Raw genomic sequence first — 17,431 nt, forward strand, 5'->3', positions numbered from 1 at the left:
GTGAGTCATACCGTTCTGCAGATCCTCCTCGCTGCGATCGTCGTCGTCCCCCTCGTCGGAGCCGTCGCCGCCCTGCTGCCGGCCCCGCCCGGCCTGAAGGGCAGGAGCCCCGAGCAGGCCGTGCTCCGGCACGGCGTCACCGTCACCGGCGCCGTCCTCGCGCTGTCCGTCGCCCTGGCCGCCGGCTTCGACCACGGTCACCCGGCGCGGATGCAGGCGACCACGGACATCGGCTGGATCCCGGCCCTCGGCATCCGGATCCACCTCGGCGTGGACGGCGTCTCCCTCCCCCTCCTCGTCCTGACCGCGCTGCTGACCTTCCTCTGCGCGCTGTACAGCTACGGTTCACCCCCGCGTGAGCGGGGAACCGATCCGAAAGCCTTCGTCGCACTGATCCTCGTGCTGGAGTCCGGCACCCTGGCGAGCTTCGCGGTGCTCGACCTGGTGCTGTTCTTCCTGGCGTTCGAGATGGTCCTCGTCCCGATGTACTTCCTCGTCGCCCGCTGGGGCGGCGATGGCCGCGAGCGCGCGGCCTGGCGGTTCATCCTCTACACCGTGCTCGGCTCGGTCGTGATGCTGCTCGGCCTCCTCCTCGTCGGCATCAAGGGCGGCACCTTCGACATGGTGGCACTCGCCACTGACAACGGCTCGAAGCTGAGCCACACGACGCAGCTCGTCGCGGCTCTGGCCATCGGTGTCGGACTGGCCGTCAAGGCCCCGATGTGGCCCCTGCACAGCTGGCTGCCCGACGCCCACACCGCCGCCCCGACCACGGGTTCGGTGCTGCTCGCGGGCGTCCTGCTGAAGATGGGCACGTACGGGTTCGTCCGCATCATCCTGCCGGTCACCCCCGACGGGGCCCACACGCTGGCGCCCTACCTCGCCGCCTTCGCGGCCGTCGGCATCGTCTACGGCTCCCTGGTCTGCCTCTCGCTGGCCCGGTCCGGCGCGAAGGGCGACCTCAAGCGGCTGATCGCCTACTCCTCCGTGGGCCACATGGGGTTCGTCCTCCTGGGCATCGCCACCCTCACCCCCACCGGGGTCAACGGCGCCCTCTTCGCCAACATCGCCCACGGCCTCATCACCGGCCTCCTCTTCTTCCTGGTCGGCGCGATCAAGGACCGGTACGGCACCAGCGACCTCGACGCCCTCTCCGGCGCGACCGGCGCGGCCCTCTACGGCCGGGCCCCCCGGCTCGGCGGCCTCCTCGCCTTCGGCGCCGTCGCCTCCCTCGGGCTGCCCGGACTGGCCGGCTTCTGGGGCGAGATGCTCGCCATGTTCGGCTCGTTCCGCCCCGCCGACGGCCTCAGCCGCCCCGCCTACCTGACGTTCATGGCCCTCGCCGGCCTCGGCACCCTGCTCACGGCCGCCTACATGCTGGTCGTCGTGCGCCGCGTGTGCATGGGGGAGAAGGCGCAGGAGACCCCCGCCCTCGCGGACGTCCGGACGTACGAGTTCGCCGCCTGGACCCCGCTCGTCGCCCTCACCGTCCTCGCCGGACTCTGGCCCGCGGCCCTCCTCGGCCTCACCGACCCGGCCGTACAGCAGCTCCTCCGAGGAGGCAACTGATGGGCTCCCTCGTCCAGTCCGTCGACTGGCTCGCCATCGCCCCGCCCACCGTCACGGCCCTCGTGGCGCTGGCCGTCCTGGTCGCCGACCTCTTCCTGCCGGAGGAGCGCAAGCCGCTCCTTGGCCGCATCGCCGTCGGCGGACTGGTGCTGGCCGGGCTGAGCCTGCTCCCGCTGCTGGGCGGCGACCGCTCCACCTTCTGCCTGACGACCGGCACGCGCGTGTGCAGCTACACGGCGGACCACTTCACCCTGGTCATCCAGTTCCTCGTGCTGGGCGGAGCGCTGCTGACCGCACTGCTGTCCTTCAGTGCGCTCGACGATCTCGAACTCCCTCGAGGGGAGTACTGGTTCCTGCTGTTGTCCTCCGCCGCCGGAGCCGCGCTGCTGCCCGCCTCCCGCGACCTCGCCACGATCGTGGTGGCCCTGGAGGTCGCCTCCCTGCCGGCCTTCGCTCTCGTGGGCCTGCGCCGCGGCGACAGCCGCTCCTCCGAGGCGGCGCTGAAGTTCTTCCTGTCGTCGGTCACCGCGACCGCCGTCACCCTGCTCGGCGTCAGCTTCGTCTACGCGGCCACCGGCACCCTGCACCTCGCCCAGGTCGCCGAGGGCCTCACCCACGTCGACCCGCGCCTGGCCACCCTCGCCGAGGCGGGCGTCGCCCTCACCCTCGTCGGCTTCGCGTTCAAGACCGCGGCCGTCCCGTTCCACTTCTGGGTGCCCGACACCTACGCGGGCGCGCCGCTGCCCGTCGCCGCGTACCTGTCCGTCATCGGCAAGGCGGTCGGCTTCACCGGCCTCATCCTCGTGACGGTCCTCGGCTTCCCGTCGTACGCCGACGTGTGGGGCCCGGCCCTCGCCGTCCTCGCCGCCCTGACGATGACGATCGGCAACGTCGCCGCCGTGCGCCAGCGCCCGGAGCGCGACCGCAGCGCCGTGCGCCTGCTCGCCTGGTCCTCCGTCGGCCAGGCCGGCTACCTGCTGGTGCCGATCGCGGCCGCCGGGTACGCGGGCGGCCCGGGGCACGCCATCGGCTCCACCGTCGCGTACGCCCTGATGTACGCGGCCGTGAACCTCGGCGCCTTCGCGGTCGCCGCGCTCGTCGCCCGGACGAGCCCGGACAACCGCATCACCGACTACCGCGGCCTCTACGCCCGCCGCCCGCTCGCCGCGCTCGCCCTCGGCTTCTTCCTGCTCTGCCTGGCCGGTCTGCCGCCGGGCGTGATCGGCCTGTTCGCGAAGGTCACGGTCTTCACGGCGGCCGTGGACGCGGGGCTCGGCTGGCTGGCGGTCGTCATGGCCGTCAACGTCGTGATCGCGCTCTACTACTACCTGCAGTGGACGGCAGTGCTGTTCAAGGCGGCCGACGGGGAGGCGGAGGCGCCGCAGCAGGCGGGCCGGATCCCGCTGCCCCTGGCCACCGCCATCGGCCTGGCGGCCGTCCTCGGCGTGGTCCTCTCCGGTGCCCCGCAGCTGGTCCTGCGCTTCGCCTCGGGGGCGCTGCTGTAGGCGGCCGCCCGGCGCGCTCACCCGAACGGGGCAGCGCCGGAGCGCGTGCACAAGGGAACTAGCGGCCCCCGTCTGGCGTTGACCAGTTCGAAAGGTTCCACTGGTTCAAGGGTTCCCCTGCCGCACCATTTGGAGGGCGTACCGTGCACCGCCGGCACAACGGGCTCAGGACGGCCGTACTCCTCGGGGGACTGTCCGCGCTCATCATCGTCATCGGCAGCTTCTTCGGCCGCGGAGGCCTGGTCGTCGCGGTCCTGGTGGCGCTCGGCACCAACGCCTACGCCTACTGGAACAGCGACAAGCTGGCCCTGCGCGCGATGCGCGCCAGGCCCGTCAGCGAGTTCGAGGCCCCCCAGCTCTACCGGATGGTCCGCGAGCTCTCCACGGCCGCGCGCCAGCCCATGCCGCGTCTCTACATCTCCCCGACGGAGGCCCCCAACGCCTTCGCCACCGGCCGCAATCCGCGCAACGCGGCCGTCTGCTGCACGGACGGCATCCTGCGCCTGCTCGACGAGCGCGAGCTGCGCGGCGTCATCGGCCACGAGCTCAGCCACGTCTACAACCGGGACATCCTCATCTCCTCCGTGGCCGGCGCCCTGGCCTCGGTGGTGATGTTCCTGGTCAACTTCGCCTGGCTGATCCCCTTCGGCCGCAACGAGGACGACGAGGGTCCCGGCATCCTCGGCATGCTGCTGATCATGATCCTGGGCCCGGTCGCGGCCTCGCTCATCCAGCTGGCCGTCAGCCGCTCCCGGGAGTACGAGGCCGACGCCTCCGGCGCCCGCCTCACGGGCGACCCCCTGGCCCTGGCCTCGGCCCTGCGCAAGCTGGAGACGGGCACCCAGCGCCTGCCGCTCCCGCCGGAGCCGCGCCTGGAGACCGCGAGCCACATGATGATCGCGAACCCGTTCCGGGCGGGGGAGGGCATGTCGAAGCTCTTCTCCACGCACCCGCCGATGGGTGAGCGCATCGCCCGCCTGGAGCAGATGGCGGGTTACCAGCGGCCGTGAGCCGGGGACTCAGGCCCTTCCGGTGCCGAAGCCGTCGAGGCCGGTGAAGCCGTCGGCACCGGCGACGCTGTCGACGAGCGTGAAGTCGTCGCCGCTGGCGAAGACGACGCTCTGTCCGTCGAAGGCGCCCCCCTTGCAGACCAGCGTGTAGGTGGGCTGAGTCATGAGCCCGCCCCCCAACATGTGGAGCCTGCCCTTGCCGTTGAGGCAGCTCTTGAAGTCCGTGTCCGCCGGGACGACGGCGGAGGCGGAGGCGCCGAGTGCGCTGAAGGCGACCAGCATCGCGGCGACGGCGGCGGGGCGGGCCGCCCGGGCCCGTACGGGCATGCGTATGGACGTGCGTGTGCACATGCGTGTGGATGTGCGTATGGACATGGGGACTCCTCGCGGAATGCGCAGGGTTGCGACACGCCCACCATGACCGGCCGCCCCGCCGGACGGCTCGCTGCGTTACCCCATTCGGGGGCAGCGAGCCGGAGGCTCAGAGGGGCAGGAACGCGCCGAGTCCGGGGTCGTGCGCGAGCACCAGGCCGGTGTTCACCTCGTAGAACCAGCCGTGCAGCCGCAGCCGCCCGTCGGCCAGCCGCTCCCGGACGGACGGGTACGTGCGCAGCCGCTCCAGCTGCACGCGCACGTTGCGCTGCACCGCCGCGTGCACGCCCGGGTCGCCGTCGTGCCCGAGCCGGTCCAGGCCGTCCGGCAGCTGGGAGTTGAGCCAGCCCGCGACGGCCGGCACCGCGGTCAGGTCCTCGCCGCGCACCCGTGCCCCGACCGCGCCGCAGTGCGAGTGGCCGCAGACGACGATGTCGGGCACCTCCAGCACGTCCACCGCGTACTCGACGGTCGCGGACTCGCCGCTGGGCCGGGTGTCGTCGTACGCGGGGACGGCGTTGCCGGCGGTCCGCAGTTCGAAGAGATCGCCCGGGCGGGCGCCGGTTATCAGGGACGGTACGACCCGCGAGTCCGAGCACGTCACGAACAGGGCCGTGGGCGACTGCCCGTCGGCGAGCCGCCCGAACTCGGCGCGCCTGCGGGCGTTGCGGGCGATGCGCCGCTTCAGGGTGCGGGCGTGTTCGATGAAGGGCTGCATGAGGTTCCCCCTGGGTGCATGCCGATGCCGGGTTACCCAGGAAATGCCCTTGCAGGACTGGTGATATGCCTGGTTCCGGAAGGCCCTCGTGTGTGCAGGGCCATGGTGTCCGCTCACCCGGACGGTGGCCATGGGGTGCCGGGAGGTTCGCGAGGTGCGTTCCTGGGAGCAGCACACCTGCGACCGAGGAGGAACCGTGTCCGGCAAGTTCGAGATGTACGAGGACAAGGCGGGGAAGTACCGCTACCGGCTCAAGGCGGGCAACGGCGAGATCATCGCCGTCGGCGAGGCCTACAACTCGAAGTCCGCCTGTGAGAAGGGCATCGAGTCCGTGAAGCGCAACGCACCGGCCGCGGAGGTCAAGGAGGTTCCCCGGGAGGCCCGCTGACCAGGAGCAACCGAAGCGCGGCACGACGGCGTCTCAGTGGCCGGAGAACCGGTCGCGTGAAAGGCTGTCAACTATGAGGTTCATCCTGAATATCGTCTGGCTGGTCCTCTGCGGCCTGTGGATGGCCATCGGCTATTGCATCGCAGGCCTCATCTGCTGCGTGCTCATCGTCACGATCCCCTTCGGCATTGCCAGCTTCCGCATCGCCTCGTACGCCCTGTGGCCGTTCGGCCGCACGACGGTCGAGCGGCGTGACGCGGGCGCGGGTTCGTTCATCGGCAACGTCATCTGGATCGTCTTCGCGGGCTGGTGGCTCGCGTTGGGGCACATCTTCACCGGAATCGCGCTCTGCTGCACGATCATCGGCATTCCGCTGGGCATTGCGAACTTCAAGCTGATCCCGGTTTCGCTGATGCCGCTCGGCCGGGAAATCGTGTCCACGGACGAGGCGTTCGGCCGCTGGTGACGGCAGGCCGGCGCCCCGCACACGGAAAAGGGCGCGTCGGGGACGGCGGAACCGTCCCTGACGCGCCCTCTTCGGCTGGTCGCCGCAACCGGCAGTCGGCTAGCGGTAGTTGACGAACTGCAGGGCGAAGTCCAGGTCCTTGCTCTTCAGCAGGGCGATGATGGCCTGGAGGTCGTCGCGGCTCTTGGAGGAGACGCGCAGCTCGTCGCCCTGGACCTGGGCCTTGACGCCCTTGGGGCCCTCATCGCGGATGATCTTGGCGACCTTCTTCGCGTTCTCCTGGGAGATGCCCTCCTCGAGCGAGGCGAAGATCTTGTACTCCTTGCCGGAGGCCTGCGGTTCGCCCGCGTCCAGGGCCTTCAGCGAGATGCCGCGCTTGATGAGCTTGGACTGGAAGACGTCGAGAATCGCGTTGACCCGCTCCTCGGAGTTGGCGCGCATCTCGATCTTCTCGCCGGACCAGGCGATCGACGCTCCGACGTTCTTGAAGTCGTAGCGCTGCGAGATCTCCTTCGCGGCCTGGTTGAGGGCGTTGTCGACCTCCTGCCGCTCGACCTTCGAGACGATGTCGAAACTGGAGTCGGCCATATTGAGTTGGCTCCTCGTGCGTAGATCCATCAGGGGAGCGGCCCGGTGGCACCCGGGCCGGTGGCCGGGGACGGCCGCGCCGCCAGCCTAGTCATCCCGGACCCCGCAGGGGTGCTGCGAACCGAGTGGCGGACCACCCCTGGTCATCGGGTATGGTTTACGTCGTTGCCCCGGGGGATCTCGCAAGGGACCCAGAGGCGACCACCCATGGCGGTGTGCCCGAGTGGCCAATGGGAGCGGACTGTAAATCCGTCGGCTTAGCCTACCCAGGTTCGAATCCTGGCGCCGCCACCGGACAAGGCCCCCGATCTTCGGATCGGGGGCCTTTCCGTTTGTGGCGCGTTGTGGCGCGGCCGTCGGATCAGACTCCCGCCGCTTTCGCGACCGCTTCCGCCACCGGCGTGTCGCCGCCGGTCAGCTCCAGCGTGCGGCCCGCCGTCCCCGGCTCCTCCAGCAGCGCAGCCAGCACGGCCGCCACGTCGTCGCGCGTGACGTCGCCCCGGCCCGTGGAGTCCGCCAGGGCCACCAGGCCCGTGCCCGGCTCGTTCGTCAGCCGTCCCGGGCGCAGAATCGTCCAGTCCAGGCCGGGCCGGGAGCGGACGTCCGCGTCGGCGGCGCCCTTCGCGCGCAGGTACGCGGCGAAGACCGGATCCGTGCCCTCCGGGGGCTCGCGGTCGGCGCCCATCGAGGAGACGACCACGAAGCGCCGCACCCCGGCCGCCTCGGCCGCGTCGGCGAAGAGCGTGGCCGCCCCGCGGTCGACGGCGTCCTTGCGCTCCGTGCCGCTGCCCGGACCCGCGCCGGCCGCGAACACCGCGGCGTCCGCGCCCTCCAGATGCCGTGCCACGTCCCCGACCGTCGCCGACTCCAGGTCGCACACGACCGGTTCGGCACCTGCCGCGAGCAGGTCGCCCGCCTGTTCCGTGCGGCGGATGACGCCCGCCACCTCGTCACCGCGCGCGGCGAGCAGCCGCTCCAGCCGCAGCGCGATCTGACCATGTCCACCTGCGATGACAATGCGCATGATCCGACCGTAGCCCGCTACCGGCGGTCAGGCCGGGTCCGCGCCGCGCGGCGCCTGCCGCGGCAGGTCCAGGGCCACCGCGGCCTGGGCGTCGCAGAACTCCCGCACCGCGCTCGTCCGCGCCACCACCCGTCCCCGGTGCACCACGAGCCGGCTGTAGCCCAGTGACAGGACCCCTGCGATCCCCGTGCCCCGCACCGCCAGCAGCTCCGCGGGGAACCCGGCCTCCACCCGCACCTCCGGCAGCCCCATCGCCGCGCGGGCCCGGCCGGCCACGGCCTCGTACGCCCCGGCGGGCGGCAGTTCGCCCCGCGAGGCCAGCAGGAAGGCGGCCTCCAGGGGGTCGCCGCGGCCGACCGGGTTGGCCGCGTCCCGCAGGGCGCCGCTGCCCGCGGCGATCCGCACGCCCGCGGCCCGCAGCAGGCGCACGGGCGCGGCCGCGGCGCCCCGCGCGGCGGGGCAGTCGCCCTGCGGCAGGCACACCACCGTGACGCCGGCGGCGGCGAGTTGCTCGGCCGCCCGTGCGGCCTGGTCGTACGGCAGCCGGCCCAGACCGCCGCAGGGGCCGAGGGCGACGCCGGGACGCAGCCTCCCCGCCATGGCGGCCAGCCGGGCCAGGCGGACGGGGTCCTCGCCGTCGGTGTGCAGGTCGACGGCGCAGCCGTACTCGGCGGCGACGTCCAGCACGGCCTCGGCGTAGCCGGTGGGGTCGGGGTCGAGGTCGGGGCGGCCGCCGACGGCCGTGGCGCCCATCTTCACCGCGTCCCGCAGCATGGCCAGCCCGTCGGCGCCCGCCACGCCCGTCAGCAGCCGGGGCACGGCCACGGCGGACAGCTCCGTGAGCCCGCGCAGCGCCCGGCGCGCCTGGAGCACCCCCTCCAGCGGGCGCAGGCCCTGGACGTCGCCGATGCGGACGTGGGTGCGCACCGCCGTTGCGCCGTGGCCGAGTTGCAGCAGGGCGGCCTCCGTGGTGCGGCGCTGGACGTCCTCGGCGGAGTACGGGACGGGGCCGCCGATGTCGGCCGTCAGCGCGGTGTCGCAGTGGGCGTGCGGCTCGGCGGGGGCGGGCAGCAGCAGATAGCCGCCCAGGTCGACGCGGGGGCCGGGCGCGAGGCTGCCCGCCGTGCCCACGGCCTCGATGCGCCCGCCGCTCAGCCGCACGTCCACGATGCGGCCGTCGGCCAGCCGCGCACCGCAGAGCAGCAGTGCACCGTCTCCGGCGGACAGCGGCACGGGCAGGCCGCCGGGCGGTCTGCTGGCGTCGCCGTCGGGGTTTCTGGCGGGCTGCGGCTGACTGTCGGGCATCGCGCTCCTCCGGGGGCCGGGGCATGCATGATCACGCAGCGTGGTCCGAGCGTAGGACGCCTGTGCAGCCGCTTCGAGCAGGCGCCGAATAGTCGTACCGGTGTGGCCCGCGCGTCGCGCAGGGACGGGGTCCGCGGGGGCGGCCCGATACGGATTTCACCTTCGGCGGCAGACCGTGTAATGTCTTCCTCGCTCGCCCCAATAGCTCAGTCGGCAGAGCGTCTCCATGGTAAGGAGAAGGTCAACGGTTCGATTCCGTTTTGGGGCTCTGGTGTGAGAGGTTTCCTCGTCTTCGGACGGGGAACCCCTCCTGCACCGCAGCGGTGTAGCTCAGTCGGTAGAGCAAGCGGCTCATAATCGCTGTGTCACCGGTTCAAGTCCGGTCACCGCTACACACAGTAGCCGATTGCGGGGTCGGTCCTCGGATCGGCTACTCTTGTCTGCGTTAAATCCGTCCATTCCGTCAAGGAGCACTCACGTGGCTGCCACCGACGTCCGCCCGAAGATCACGCTGGCCTGCGTGGAGTGCAAGGAGCGGAACTACATCACCAAGAAGAACCGGCGCAACAACCCGGACCGTCTTGAGATGAAGAAGCACTGCCCGCGCTGCAACTCTCACACTGCGCACCGCGAGACTCGCTAAACGCATACGTCATTTGCATGAGGCCGTCCCCATCCTGATGGGGGCGGCCTCATGGCGTATCCATGGGCGTGTATCCATGGCGTACCGAACTCACCCAGTCCAGGAGGTGCCGAGCGATGCCGCTCGACCAGTCCTTCGTCGGACGGACCTATCCGGCCACCGACCCGTACGAGGTCGGGCGGGAGAAGATCCGCGAATTCGCCGAGGCCATCGGCGACGCCAACCCGGCGTACACCGACCCCGAGGCCGCCCGGGCGCTCGGTCACCGCGATGTGATCGCCCCGCCGACCTTTGTGTTTGCCATCACGTACAAGGCCGCCGGGCAGGTCATCGAGGACCCGCAGCTCGGGCTGGACTACAGCCGCGTGGTGCACGGCGACCAGAAGTTCGCCTACAGCCGCCCGGTGCGTGCGGGCGACCGGCTGACGGTCGTCTCCACCATCGAGTCGATCAAGTCCCTCGCGGGCAACGACGTGCTGACGATCCGTGGTGACGTCCACGACGAGAACGGCGAGCACGTGGTGACCGCGGAGACCAAGCTGGTGGCGCGCGCCGCCGAGGAGGCGTGATGGCTGCCGAGATCGCTTACGCCGACGTCGAGGTCGGTACGGAGCTGCCGTCGCAGACCTTCCCCGTCGCCCGGGAGACCCTGGTCCGCTACGCGGGTGCGTCCGGCGACTTCAACCCGATCCACTGGAACGAGAAGTTCGCCAAGGAGGTCGGGCTCCCGGACGTCATCGCGCACGGCATGTTCACCATGGCCGAGGCGATCCGCGTGGTGACCGACTGGGCCGGCGACCCGGCGGCCGTCGTCGACTACGGCGTGCGGTTCACCAAGCCGGTCGTGGTGCCGAACGACGACAAGGGCGCGCTCCTCGAGGTCAGCGCCAAGGTCGCGGCCAAGCTCGACGACGAGGCCCGCACGGTCCGTGTCGACCTGGTGGTGCGGTGTGCCGACCAGAAGGTCCTGGGCATGTCGCGGGCGGTCGTCAAGCTCGCCTGAGACGCACGGTACGACGAACGGTAAGGGGCGCCCGCAGTTGCGGGCGCCCCTTACCGTTCCTCCAGACCGTTCGGGCCGGACCCGTACTCTTGTGCGCGTGCAGGAAAACCACGATGCCCCCCTCGCGCCCCTGACCACCTTCCGGCTCGGCGGGCCCGCCGCCCGCCTCGTCACGGCCGTCACCGACGACGAGGTGATCTCGGCCGTCCGCGAGGCCGACGCGAGCGGCACCCCGCTGCTGATCATCGGCGGCGGCAGCAACCTCGTCATCTCCGACAAGGGCTTCGAGGGCACCGCCCTGCGCATCGCCACCGAGGGCTTCGCGCTCGACGGCACGTCGCTGGAGCTCGCCGCCGGCGAGAACTGGTCCGACGCCGTCGCCCGCACCGTCGAGGCCGGCCTGGCGGGCATCGAGTGCCTGGCCGGCATCCCGGGCTCCGCGGGCGCCACCCCGATCCAGAACGTCGGCGCCTACGGGCAGGACGTCTCCGCGACGATCACCGAGGTCGTCGCCTACGACCGCCGCTCCGGCGAGGCCATCACCCTTCCCAACGCCGAGTGCGGCTTCTCCTACCGCCACAGCCGCTTCAAGCAGGAGCCGGACCGGTACGTCGTGCTGCGCGTCCGCTTCGAGCTGGAGGACGCGGGCGGGCTGTCGGCACCGATCAAGTACCCCGAGACGGCCCGCGTCCTCGGCGTCGAGGCGGGCGACCGGGTCCCCGCCGCGGTCGCCCGCGAGACGGTGCTCAAGCTGCGCTCCGGCAAGGGCATGGTCCTCGACCCCGAGGACCACGACACCTGGTCGGCCGGATCGTTCTTCACCAACCCCGTCCTCACGGCGGCCGAGCACGAGGCCTTCCTGGCCCGCGTGACCGAGCGGCTCGGCCCGGACGTCACGCCGCCCGCGTTCCCCGCGGGCGACGGCATGTTCAAGACCTCGGCCGCCTGGCTGATCGACCGGGCGGGCTTCACCAAGGGCTACGGGACCGGCGCGGCCCGCATCTCGACCAAGCACACGCTCGCCCTCACCAACCGTGGCGGCGCGACCACCGAGGAGCTCCTCGCCCTCGCCCGCGAGGTGCGCGACGGCGTCCACGCGGCCTTCGGCGTGACCCTCGTCAACGAGCCGGTCACCGTCGGCGTCAGCCTGTAGCGCTCCGCTGGGAGCGCGTTCCTTCGGGTGCGGGTCGGCTGTGGCTGGTCGCGCAGTTCCCCGCGCCCCTTCGGGGCACGGAACCGTACTGGTTGGTCGCGCCCGCGCGGCGGAGCCGCAGGTGTAACAGCCCCGCGCCCCCTTCGGGGCGCGACACCGCACAAGCGTCAGCCCTCGGCCAGCCAGTCGTCCACGCCCGCCAGCAGCCGCCGGCGCACGTCCTCCGGTGCCCTGGAGGCCCGGACGGACTGGCGGGCCAGCTCGGCCAGCTCCGCGTCCGTGAAGCCGTGGTGCTCCCGCACCAGCTCGTACTGGGCGGCCAGCCGCGAGCCGAAGAGCAGCGGGTCGTCCGCGCCCAGCGCTATCGGCACCCCGGCCTCGTACAGTGTGCGCAGCGGGACGTCGGCGGGCTTCTCGTAGACGCCGAGGGCGACGTTCGACGCCGGGCAGACCTCGCACGTCACGCCGCGCTGGGCGAGCTTGCGCAGCAGCCTCGGGTCCTCGGCGGCCCGCACGCCGTGGCCCACGCGGCCCGCGTGCAGGTCGTCCAGGCAGTCGCGCACGCTGCCCGGCCCGGCCAGCTCGCCGCCGTGCGGGGCGGCCAGCAGGCCGCCCTCGCGGGCGATCTCGAAGGCGCGGTCGAAGTCGCGGGCGAGCCCGCGCCGCTCGTCGTTGGAGAGCCCGAAGCCGACCACGCCCCGGTCCGCGTACCGCACGGCGAGCCGGGCGAGGGTGCGGGCGTCCAGCGGGTGCTTCATCCGGTTCGCGGCGACGAGCACCCGTATCCCCAGGCCCGTCTCCCGCGACGCGGTGTCCACCGCGTCCAGGATGATCTCCAGCGCGGGGATCAGCCCGCCCAGCCGGGGCGCGTACGAGGTGGGGTCGACCTGGATCTCCAGCCATCCGGAGCCGTCCCGGACGTCCTCCTCGGCGGCCTCCCGCACCAGACGCTGGATGTCCTCGGGGGAGCGCAGGCACGACCGCGCGATGTCGTACAGCCGCTGGAAGCGGAACCAGCCGCGCTCGTCCGTGGCCCGCAGCTTCGGCGGCTCCCCGCTGCTCAGCGCCTCGGGCAGGTGCACGCCGTACTTGTCGGCCAGCTCCAGCAGGGTCGAGGGGCGCATGGACCCGGTGAAGTGCAGGTGCAGGTGGGCCTTCGGCAGCCGGCGGAGGTCACGAACGTGTTCCATTGGCCGATCCTGCCGCAGGAGGGCGGCCTACGGGAAGGCGCTTTTCCCGATCGCCCTGATCGGGGAGGGGTCCGAAAACGTTTCCTGGGGCCCGCGCCCCCGGACGAGGGGCGCGGGCGGGCCGCAGGCTACTTGGCCTCGGCCAGGAGCTTCTGGAGCCGCGAGACGCCCTCGACGAGGTCCTCGTCGCCCAGGGCGTACGACAGCCGCAGGTAGCCCGGCGTGCCGAAGGCCTCGCCCGGGACGACCGCGACCTCGGCCTCGTCCAGGATCAGCGCGGCCAGCTCCACGGACGTGGCGGGCCGCTTGCCGCGGATCTCCTTGCCGAGGAGGCCCTTGACGGACGGGTACGCGTAGAACGCGCCCTCGGGCTCGGGGCAGACGACGCCGTCGATCTCGTTGAGCATCTGCACGATCTTGCGGCGGCGGCGGTCGAAGGCGACCTTCATCTCCTCGACGGCCTCCAGGTCGCCGGAGACGGCGGCCAGGGCCGCGATCTGTGCGACGTTGCTCACGTTGGACGTGGCGTGCGACTGCAGGTTGGTCGCGGCCTTGATCACGTCCTGCGGGCCGACGACCCACCCGACGCGCCAGCCGGTCATCGCGTACGTCTTGGCGACGCCGTTGACGACGATGCACTTGTCGCGCAGCTCGGGCACGACGACCGGCAGCGAGTGGAACTCGGCGTCGCCGTAGACCAGGTGCTCGTAGATCTCGTCCGTCAGCACCCACAGGCCGTGCTCGGCGGCCCAGCGGCCGACGGCCTCGATCTGCTCGCGGCTGTAGACCGCACCGGTCGGGTTCGACGGCGAGACGAAGAGCAGCACCTTGGTGCGCTCGGTGCGCGCGGCCTCCAGCTGCTCCACGGAGACGCGGTAGCCGGTGGTCTCGTCGGCGACGACCGGGACCGGGACGCCGTCGGCCAGGCGGATGGACTCCGGGTACGTGGTCCAGTACGGGGCCGGGACGATGACCTCGTCGCCCGGGTCGAGGATGGCGGCGAACGCCTCGTAGATCGCCTGCTTGCCGCCGTTGGTGACGAGCACCTGCGACGCCTCGACCTCGTAGCCGGAGTCGCGCAGCGTCTTCGCGGCGATCGCGGCCTTCAGCTCGGGGAGGCCGCCGGCGGGCGTGTAGCGGTGGTACTTGGGGTTGCGGCAGGCCTCCACGGCGGCCTCGACGATGTAGCCGGGCGTCGGGAAGTCGGGCTCGCCGGCGCCGAAGCCGATCACCGGGCGCCCGGCGGCCTTGAGGGCCTTGGCCTTGGCGTCCACGGCGAGGGTGGCGGACTCGGAGATCGAACCGATGCGGGCGGAGACCCGGCGCTCGGTGGCGGACTGGACAGGGGGGACGGGCGGAGTCGCAGCGCTCATAGGGGCATCGTCGCAGACCCGGCAGGAGGCGGACACATACGTTTCGCAGAGCAGTCACCCACGTTGCCGCAACGGCCCGCCGGAGGCTTACGGAAGAGCCCATTCCGGCCCACTGCACCGCAAGCCGTTCGACGCTGGGCTCAGGACCACGTACACTCATGCGTCGTTGGCCCCTCACCGGCAACTGCAGTCCGCGCACTCCGTGCGTCCGGGCGGATGCGGTAGGTTGGGGGAACCACAAAGGGTCGTAGCTCAATTGGTAGAGCACTGGTCTCCAAAACCAGCGGTTGGGGGTTCAAGTCCCTTCGGCCCTGCTACACGCATCGTCACCAGGTGCGTGCGTGCAGATGTACTGATGCACCGCCGTGCGGCTCGACCGGGCGCGGCACGGCCACGACCCGGATTCAGGTGAGGACGTAGTGACGGAAGCCCTCGGCTCCACCGCGACACCTGAGAGCGGTCGTCCTGAGGACGAGCTGTCCGCCAAGAAGGGCCGCCGTGGCGGGAAGCGCGGGAAGAAGGGCCCTCTGGGCCGCCTCGCGCTGTTCTACCGCCAGGTCGTCGCGGAGCTCCGCAAGGTCGTCTGGCCCACCAGGAGCCAGCTGTCGACGTACACCACCGTGGTGATCGTCTTCGTTGTCATCGTCATTGGACTGGTGACCGTGATTGACTATGGGTTCAACCAGGCCGTCAAGTACGTCTTCGGCTGAGCCCGCGCGTAAGGCGGCCTCCAGGGAGGTTCGCCTCTTCGCACGTTCCACCCCTTGAAGCCAGGAAGAAGCAGCCACGTGTCTGACCCGAACCTGAACGACGCCGTCGACTCCGTCGAGAAGGCCGAGGCCGACGTGGACGCGGCGGCCGTCTCGGCCGAGGTCGAGGGCGACGACACCGCGCAGGAGATCGTCGAGAACGCCGACGGCGCCGACGAGCTCGACGCCGAGGACGCCGCTGCCGGCGAGCCGGCCGAGCAGGCCGCCCTGCACGTCGAGAGCGACGAGGCCGCCTCTGCCGCGGAGGCTGCCGACGAGGCCGCCGCCGAGCTGCCCGTCGAGGAGGCCGCCCCGGTCGACCCGATCGCCGCCCTCCGCGAGGAGCTGCGCGGCCTGCCCGGCGAGTGGTACGTCATCCACACCTACGCGGGCTACGAGAACCGTGTGAAGACCAACCTCGAGCAGCGCGCCGTCTCGCTGAACGTCGAGGACTACATCTTCCAGGCCGAGGTGCCGCAGGAAGAGGTCGTCCAGATCAAGAACGGCGACCGCCGCACCGTCCGCCAGAACAAGCTTCCCGGCTACGTGCTGGTGCGCATGGACCTGACGAACGAGTCCTGGGGCGTCGTCCGCAACACGCCGGGCGTCACCGGCTTCGTCGGCAACGCCTACGACCCGTACCCGCTGACCCTGGACGAGATCGTCAAGATGCTCGCCCCGGAGGCGGAGGAGAAGGCGGCCCGCGAGGCCGCCGAGGCCGAGGGCAAGCCCGCGCCGTCCCGCAAGGTCGAGGTCCAGGTGCTGGACTTCGAGGTGGGCGACTCGGTCACCGTCACCGACGGCCCGTTCGCGACGCTGCAGGCGACGATCAACGAGATCAACGCCGACTCGAAGAAGGTCAAGGGCCTCGTCGAGATCTTCGGTCGCGAGACCCCGGTCGAGCTGAGCTTCGACCAGATCCAGAAGAACTAGCCCCCAAGCTTCCGAGAGGCCAGACCATACGGTCTGGCCTCTCGGTTTTTGGCCTCGCCACGTTACCCGTTATCGTGGTGCGGTATGCCTGCGTGCAGTGTGCGCGGGCAAAGAACCTCTCACTAGGACCCGGAGAGAGCAATGCCTCCCAAGAAGAAGAAGGTCACGGGGCTTATCAAGCTCCAGATCAGCGCCGGTGCCGCGAACCCGGCTCCGCCGGTCGGCCCCGCGCTGGGTCAGCACGGCGTCAACATCATGGAGTTCTGCAAGGCCTACAACGCCGCGACCGAGTCGCAGCGTGGCATGGTCGTGCCGGTGGAGATCACGGTCTACGAGGACCGTTCCTTCACCTTCGTCACGAAGACTCCGCCGGCCGCGAAGCTGATCCTCAAGGCCGCGGGCGTGGACAAGGGCTCCGGCGAGCCGCACAAGACCAAGGTCGCCAAGATCACCGAGGCGCAGGTCCGCGAGATCGCCACGACCAAGATGCCCGACCTGAACGCCAACGACCTGGACGCCGCCGCGAAGATCATCGCCGGCACCGCGCGTTCCATGGGCGTCACGGTCGAGGGCTGACGGCCACCACCTCGCAGTACCCGTGGGAGGGCCGGCGCGGCCCGCACCACGAACTCCCCACGCGGCGGAAGCCGCACATGTAACAGCCACTGAGGAGAAGCAGTGAAGCGCAGCAAGAACCTCCGCGCTGCGGACGCCAAGATCGATGCGGAGCGTCTGTACGCCCCGCTCGAGGCCGTCCGTCTGGCGAAGGAGACCTCCACCGCCAAGTTCGACGCGACCGTCGAGGTTGCCTTCCGCCTGGGTGTCGACCCGCGCAAGGCCGACCAGATGGTCCGTGGCACCGTGAACCTTCCGCACGGCACCGGTAAGACCGCCCGGGTCCTGGTCTTCGCGACCGGCGACCGTGCCGAGGCCGCGCGTGCCGCGGGCGCCGACATCGTCGGTGCCGACGAGCTGATCGACGAGGTTGCGAAGGGCCGTCTGGACTTCGACGCCGTCGTCGCCACCCCGGACCTCATGGGCAAGGTCGGCCGCCTCGGCCGCGTGCTCGGTCCGCGTGGTCTGATGCCGAACCCGAAGACCGGCACGGTCACCGTCGACACCGCCAAGGCTGTCACGGAGATCAAGGGCGGCAAGATCGAGTTCCGCGTCGACAAGCACTCGAACCTGCACTTCATCATCGGCAAGGTGTCGTTCGACGACGCCAAGCTGGTGGAGAACTACGCCGCGGCCCTGGAGGAGATCCTCCGTCTGAAGCCGTCGGCCGCCAAGGGCCGCTACGTCAAGAAGGCGACCCTCGCCACCACGATGGGCTCGGGCATCGCCCTGGACCCGAACCGCACCCGCAACCTGCTGGCCGAGGACGAGACCGTCTGAGACCGCCTGTAACGGGCTTCCGCCGGGCCCCGCACCCTTCCTGGGTG

The 17,431-nt window shown here is 71.2% G+C and carries 20 protein-coding genes and 4 tRNA genes; 17 read left to right on the forward strand and 7 right to left on the reverse strand.

Features of this window, described 5'->3' with window-relative positions:
- The 3 genes from ACMATS_RS21175 to htpX all read left to right on the forward strand — a co-directional run bounded on the left by ACMATS_RS21175 (position 1) and on the right by htpX (position 4,084).
- The gene (locus tag ACMATS_RS21175) at positions 1-1,569 is read left to right on the forward strand and encodes a complex I subunit 4 family protein (RefSeq protein ID WP_414168722.1); all 1,569 of its coding nucleotides are present in this window, start codon (positions 1-3) and stop codon (positions 1,567-1,569) included.
- Complete coding sequence (locus ACMATS_RS21180; RefSeq protein ID WP_414168723.1) at positions 1,569-3,074, forward strand: NADH-quinone oxidoreductase subunit N; 1,506 nt, start codon at positions 1,569-1,571, stop codon at positions 3,072-3,074. Before ACMATS_RS21175 ends, ACMATS_RS21180 begins: the two co-directional genes overlap by 1 nt.
- Positions 3,075-3,217: 143 nt before the next feature.
- A complete protein-coding gene (htpX, locus tag ACMATS_RS21185; RefSeq protein WP_390780775.1) occupies positions 3,218-4,084 on the forward strand; it encodes a zinc metalloprotease HtpX in 867 nt (288 codons plus the stop codon).
- Positions 4,085-4,093: 9 nt separating this feature from the next.
- Here the strand turns inward: htpX and ACMATS_RS21190 are convergent, their stop codons facing one another.
- Both ACMATS_RS21190 and ACMATS_RS21195 read right to left on the reverse strand, forming a co-directional pair.
- The gene (locus ACMATS_RS21190) at positions 4,094-4,459 is read right to left on the reverse strand and encodes a hypothetical protein (protein ID WP_414168724.1); all 366 of its coding nucleotides are present in this window, start codon (positions 4,457-4,459) and stop codon (positions 4,094-4,096) included.
- A gap of 106 nt (positions 4,460-4,565) precedes the next feature.
- Positions 4,566-5,174, reverse strand: a complete 609-nt coding sequence (locus tag ACMATS_RS21195; protein ID WP_414168725.1) for a carbonic anhydrase — start codon at positions 5,172-5,174, stop codon at positions 4,566-4,568.
- A gap of 196 nt (positions 5,175-5,370) precedes the next feature.
- On the opposite strand from ACMATS_RS21195, the gene ACMATS_RS21200 reads away from it, so the two are divergent.
- On the forward strand, positions 5,371-5,562 hold the full coding sequence (locus ACMATS_RS21200; RefSeq protein WP_390780778.1) for a YegP family protein: 192 nt from the start codon (positions 5,371-5,373) through the stop codon (positions 5,560-5,562).
- Between the two features lie 73 nt (positions 5,563-5,635).
- Complete coding sequence (locus ACMATS_RS21205) at positions 5,636-6,028, forward strand: YccF domain-containing protein (RefSeq protein WP_336413090.1); 393 nt, start codon at positions 5,636-5,638, stop codon at positions 6,026-6,028.
- 99 nt (positions 6,029-6,127) lie between these two features.
- Here the strand turns inward: ACMATS_RS21205 and ACMATS_RS21210 are convergent, their stop codons facing one another.
- Positions 6,128-6,616 (reverse strand): YajQ family cyclic di-GMP-binding protein, encoded by a 489-nt coding sequence (locus ACMATS_RS21210; protein ID WP_414168726.1) that lies wholly within the window; start codon positions 6,614-6,616, stop codon positions 6,128-6,130.
- A 209-nt stretch (positions 6,617-6,825) separates the two neighbouring features.
- Here ACMATS_RS21210 and ACMATS_RS21215 point away from each other — a divergent pair.
- Positions 6,826-6,907, forward strand: a tRNA-Tyr gene (locus ACMATS_RS21215).
- Between the two features lie 70 nt (positions 6,908-6,977).
- On the opposite strand, the gene ACMATS_RS21220 is transcribed toward ACMATS_RS21215, so the two are convergent.
- Together ACMATS_RS21220 and ACMATS_RS21225 are read right to left on the reverse strand one after the other, a co-directional pair.
- Complete coding sequence (locus ACMATS_RS21220) at positions 6,978-7,640, reverse strand: SDR family oxidoreductase (RefSeq protein ID WP_390780779.1); 663 nt, start codon at positions 7,638-7,640, stop codon at positions 6,978-6,980.
- A 27-nt stretch (positions 7,641-7,667) separates the two neighbouring features.
- On the reverse strand, positions 7,668-8,945 hold the full coding sequence (locus ACMATS_RS21225) for a hydrolase (RefSeq protein WP_390780780.1): 1,278 nt from the start codon (positions 8,943-8,945) through the stop codon (positions 7,668-7,670).
- Between the two features lie 195 nt (positions 8,946-9,140).
- On the opposite strand from ACMATS_RS21225, the gene ACMATS_RS21230 reads away from it, so the two are divergent.
- The 6 genes from ACMATS_RS21230 to ACMATS_RS21255 all read left to right on the forward strand — a co-directional run bounded on the left by ACMATS_RS21230 (position 9,141) and on the right by ACMATS_RS21255 (position 11,744).
- Positions 9,141-9,213 (forward strand) — tRNA-Thr (locus ACMATS_RS21230).
- Positions 9,214-9,264: 51 nt separating this feature from the next.
- Positions 9,265-9,337: transfer RNA gene (locus ACMATS_RS21235), tRNA-Met, on the forward strand.
- Between the two features lie 86 nt (positions 9,338-9,423).
- Positions 9,424-9,588: a 50S ribosomal protein L33 gene (gene rpmG, locus ACMATS_RS21240; protein WP_003956487.1), complete on the forward strand. Its 165-nt coding sequence runs from the start codon at positions 9,424-9,426 to the stop codon at positions 9,586-9,588.
- 116 nt (positions 9,589-9,704) lie between these two features.
- On the forward strand, positions 9,705-10,157 hold the full coding sequence (locus tag ACMATS_RS21245; protein WP_390780781.1) for a MaoC family dehydratase N-terminal domain-containing protein: 453 nt from the start codon (positions 9,705-9,707) through the stop codon (positions 10,155-10,157).
- Positions 10,157-10,591 carry a MaoC family dehydratase gene (locus ACMATS_RS21250; RefSeq protein ID WP_336413085.1) on the forward strand — a complete coding sequence of 145 codons (435 nt, stop codon included), beginning with the start codon at positions 10,157-10,159 and terminating at the stop codon, positions 10,589-10,591. Before ACMATS_RS21245 ends, ACMATS_RS21250 begins: the two co-directional genes overlap by 1 nt.
- Before the next feature lie 91 nt (positions 10,592-10,682).
- Positions 10,683-11,744: a UDP-N-acetylmuramate dehydrogenase gene (locus ACMATS_RS21255; protein WP_390780782.1), complete on the forward strand. Its 1,062-nt coding sequence runs from the start codon at positions 10,683-10,685 to the stop codon at positions 11,742-11,744.
- A gap of 167 nt (positions 11,745-11,911) precedes the next feature.
- Here ACMATS_RS21255 and ACMATS_RS21260 read toward each other — a convergent pair whose 3' ends face one another.
- Together ACMATS_RS21260 and ACMATS_RS21265 are read right to left on the reverse strand one after the other, a co-directional pair.
- A complete protein-coding gene (locus ACMATS_RS21260; RefSeq protein WP_391155712.1) occupies positions 11,912-12,934 on the reverse strand; it encodes an adenosine deaminase in 1,023 nt (340 codons plus the stop codon).
- A gap of 128 nt (positions 12,935-13,062) precedes the next feature.
- Positions 13,063-14,307, reverse strand: coding sequence for a pyridoxal phosphate-dependent aminotransferase (locus ACMATS_RS21265; protein WP_414168727.1), 1,245 nt, complete (start codon positions 14,305-14,307; stop codon positions 13,063-13,065).
- Between the two features lie 241 nt (positions 14,308-14,548).
- Here ACMATS_RS21265 and ACMATS_RS21270 point away from each other — a divergent pair.
- The 5 genes from ACMATS_RS21270 to rplA all read left to right on the forward strand — a co-directional run bounded on the left by ACMATS_RS21270 (position 14,549) and on the right by rplA (position 17,384).
- Positions 14,549-14,621 (forward strand) — tRNA-Trp (locus ACMATS_RS21270).
- A gap of 105 nt (positions 14,622-14,726) precedes the next feature.
- Positions 14,727-15,017, forward strand: a complete 291-nt coding sequence (gene secE / locus ACMATS_RS21275; protein ID WP_336413081.1) for a preprotein translocase subunit SecE — start codon at positions 14,727-14,729, stop codon at positions 15,015-15,017.
- Positions 15,018-15,095: 78 nt separating this feature from the next.
- Positions 15,096-15,989: a transcription termination/antitermination protein NusG gene (gene nusG / locus ACMATS_RS21280; RefSeq protein ID WP_390780785.1), complete on the forward strand. Its 894-nt coding sequence runs from the start codon at positions 15,096-15,098 to the stop codon at positions 15,987-15,989.
- A 141-nt stretch (positions 15,990-16,130) separates the two neighbouring features.
- Positions 16,131-16,565, forward strand: a complete 435-nt coding sequence (gene rplK, locus ACMATS_RS21285; RefSeq protein ID WP_336413079.1) for a 50S ribosomal protein L11 — start codon at positions 16,131-16,133, stop codon at positions 16,563-16,565.
- 102 nt (positions 16,566-16,667) lie between these two features.
- Positions 16,668-17,384, forward strand: coding sequence for a 50S ribosomal protein L1 (gene rplA / locus ACMATS_RS21290; RefSeq protein ID WP_336413078.1), 717 nt, complete (start codon positions 16,668-16,670; stop codon positions 17,382-17,384).
- Positions 17,385-17,431: the final 47 nt, after the last annotated feature.

Source organism: Streptoverticillium reticulum (genome assembly GCF_047456005.1).
GTDB classification, from domain to species: Bacteria; Actinomycetota; Actinomycetes; order Streptomycetales; family Streptomycetaceae; genus Streptomyces; species Streptomyces reticulum.

Excerpts from the sequence above, each read along its gene's own strand:
- ACMATS_RS21210 (WP_414168726.1), bottom strand. The coding sequence starts at position 6,616 with ATGGCCGACTCCAGTTTCGACATCGTCTCGAAGGTCGAGCGGCAGGAG.
- ACMATS_RS21265 (WP_414168727.1), bottom strand. The coding sequence starts at position 14,307 with ATGAGCGCTGCGACTCCGCCCGTCCCCCCTGTCCAGTCCGCCACCGAG.
- ACMATS_RS21220 (WP_390780779.1), bottom strand. The coding sequence starts at position 7,640 with ATGCGCATTGTCATCGCAGGTGGACATGGTCAGATCGCGCTGCGGCTG.
- ACMATS_RS21225 (WP_390780780.1), bottom strand. The coding sequence starts at position 8,945 with ATGCCCGACAGTCAGCCGCAGCCCGCCAGAAACCCCGACGGCGACGCC.
- ACMATS_RS21190 (WP_414168724.1), bottom strand. The coding sequence starts at position 4,459 with ATGTCCATACGCACATCCACACGCATGTGCACACGCACGTCCATACGC.
- ACMATS_RS21245 (WP_390780781.1), top strand. The coding sequence starts at position 9,705 with ATGCCGCTCGACCAGTCCTTCGTCGGACGGACCTATCCGGCCACCGAC.
- ACMATS_RS21195 (WP_414168725.1), bottom strand. The coding sequence starts at position 5,174 with ATGCAGCCCTTCATCGAACACGCCCGCACCCTGAAGCGGCGCATCGCC.
- ACMATS_RS21260 (WP_391155712.1), bottom strand. The coding sequence starts at position 12,934 with ATGGAACACGTTCGTGACCTCCGCCGGCTGCCGAAGGCCCACCTGCAC.
- ACMATS_RS21180 (WP_414168723.1), top strand. The coding sequence starts at position 1,569 with ATGGGCTCCCTCGTCCAGTCCGTCGACTGGCTCGCCATCGCCCCGCCC.
- rplK (WP_336413079.1), top strand. The coding sequence starts at position 16,131 with ATGCCTCCCAAGAAGAAGAAGGTCACGGGGCTTATCAAGCTCCAGATC.
- ACMATS_RS21205 (WP_336413090.1), top strand. The coding sequence starts at position 5,636 with ATGAGGTTCATCCTGAATATCGTCTGGCTGGTCCTCTGCGGCCTGTGG.
- ACMATS_RS21250 (WP_336413085.1), top strand. The coding sequence starts at position 10,157 with ATGGCTGCCGAGATCGCTTACGCCGACGTCGAGGTCGGTACGGAGCTG.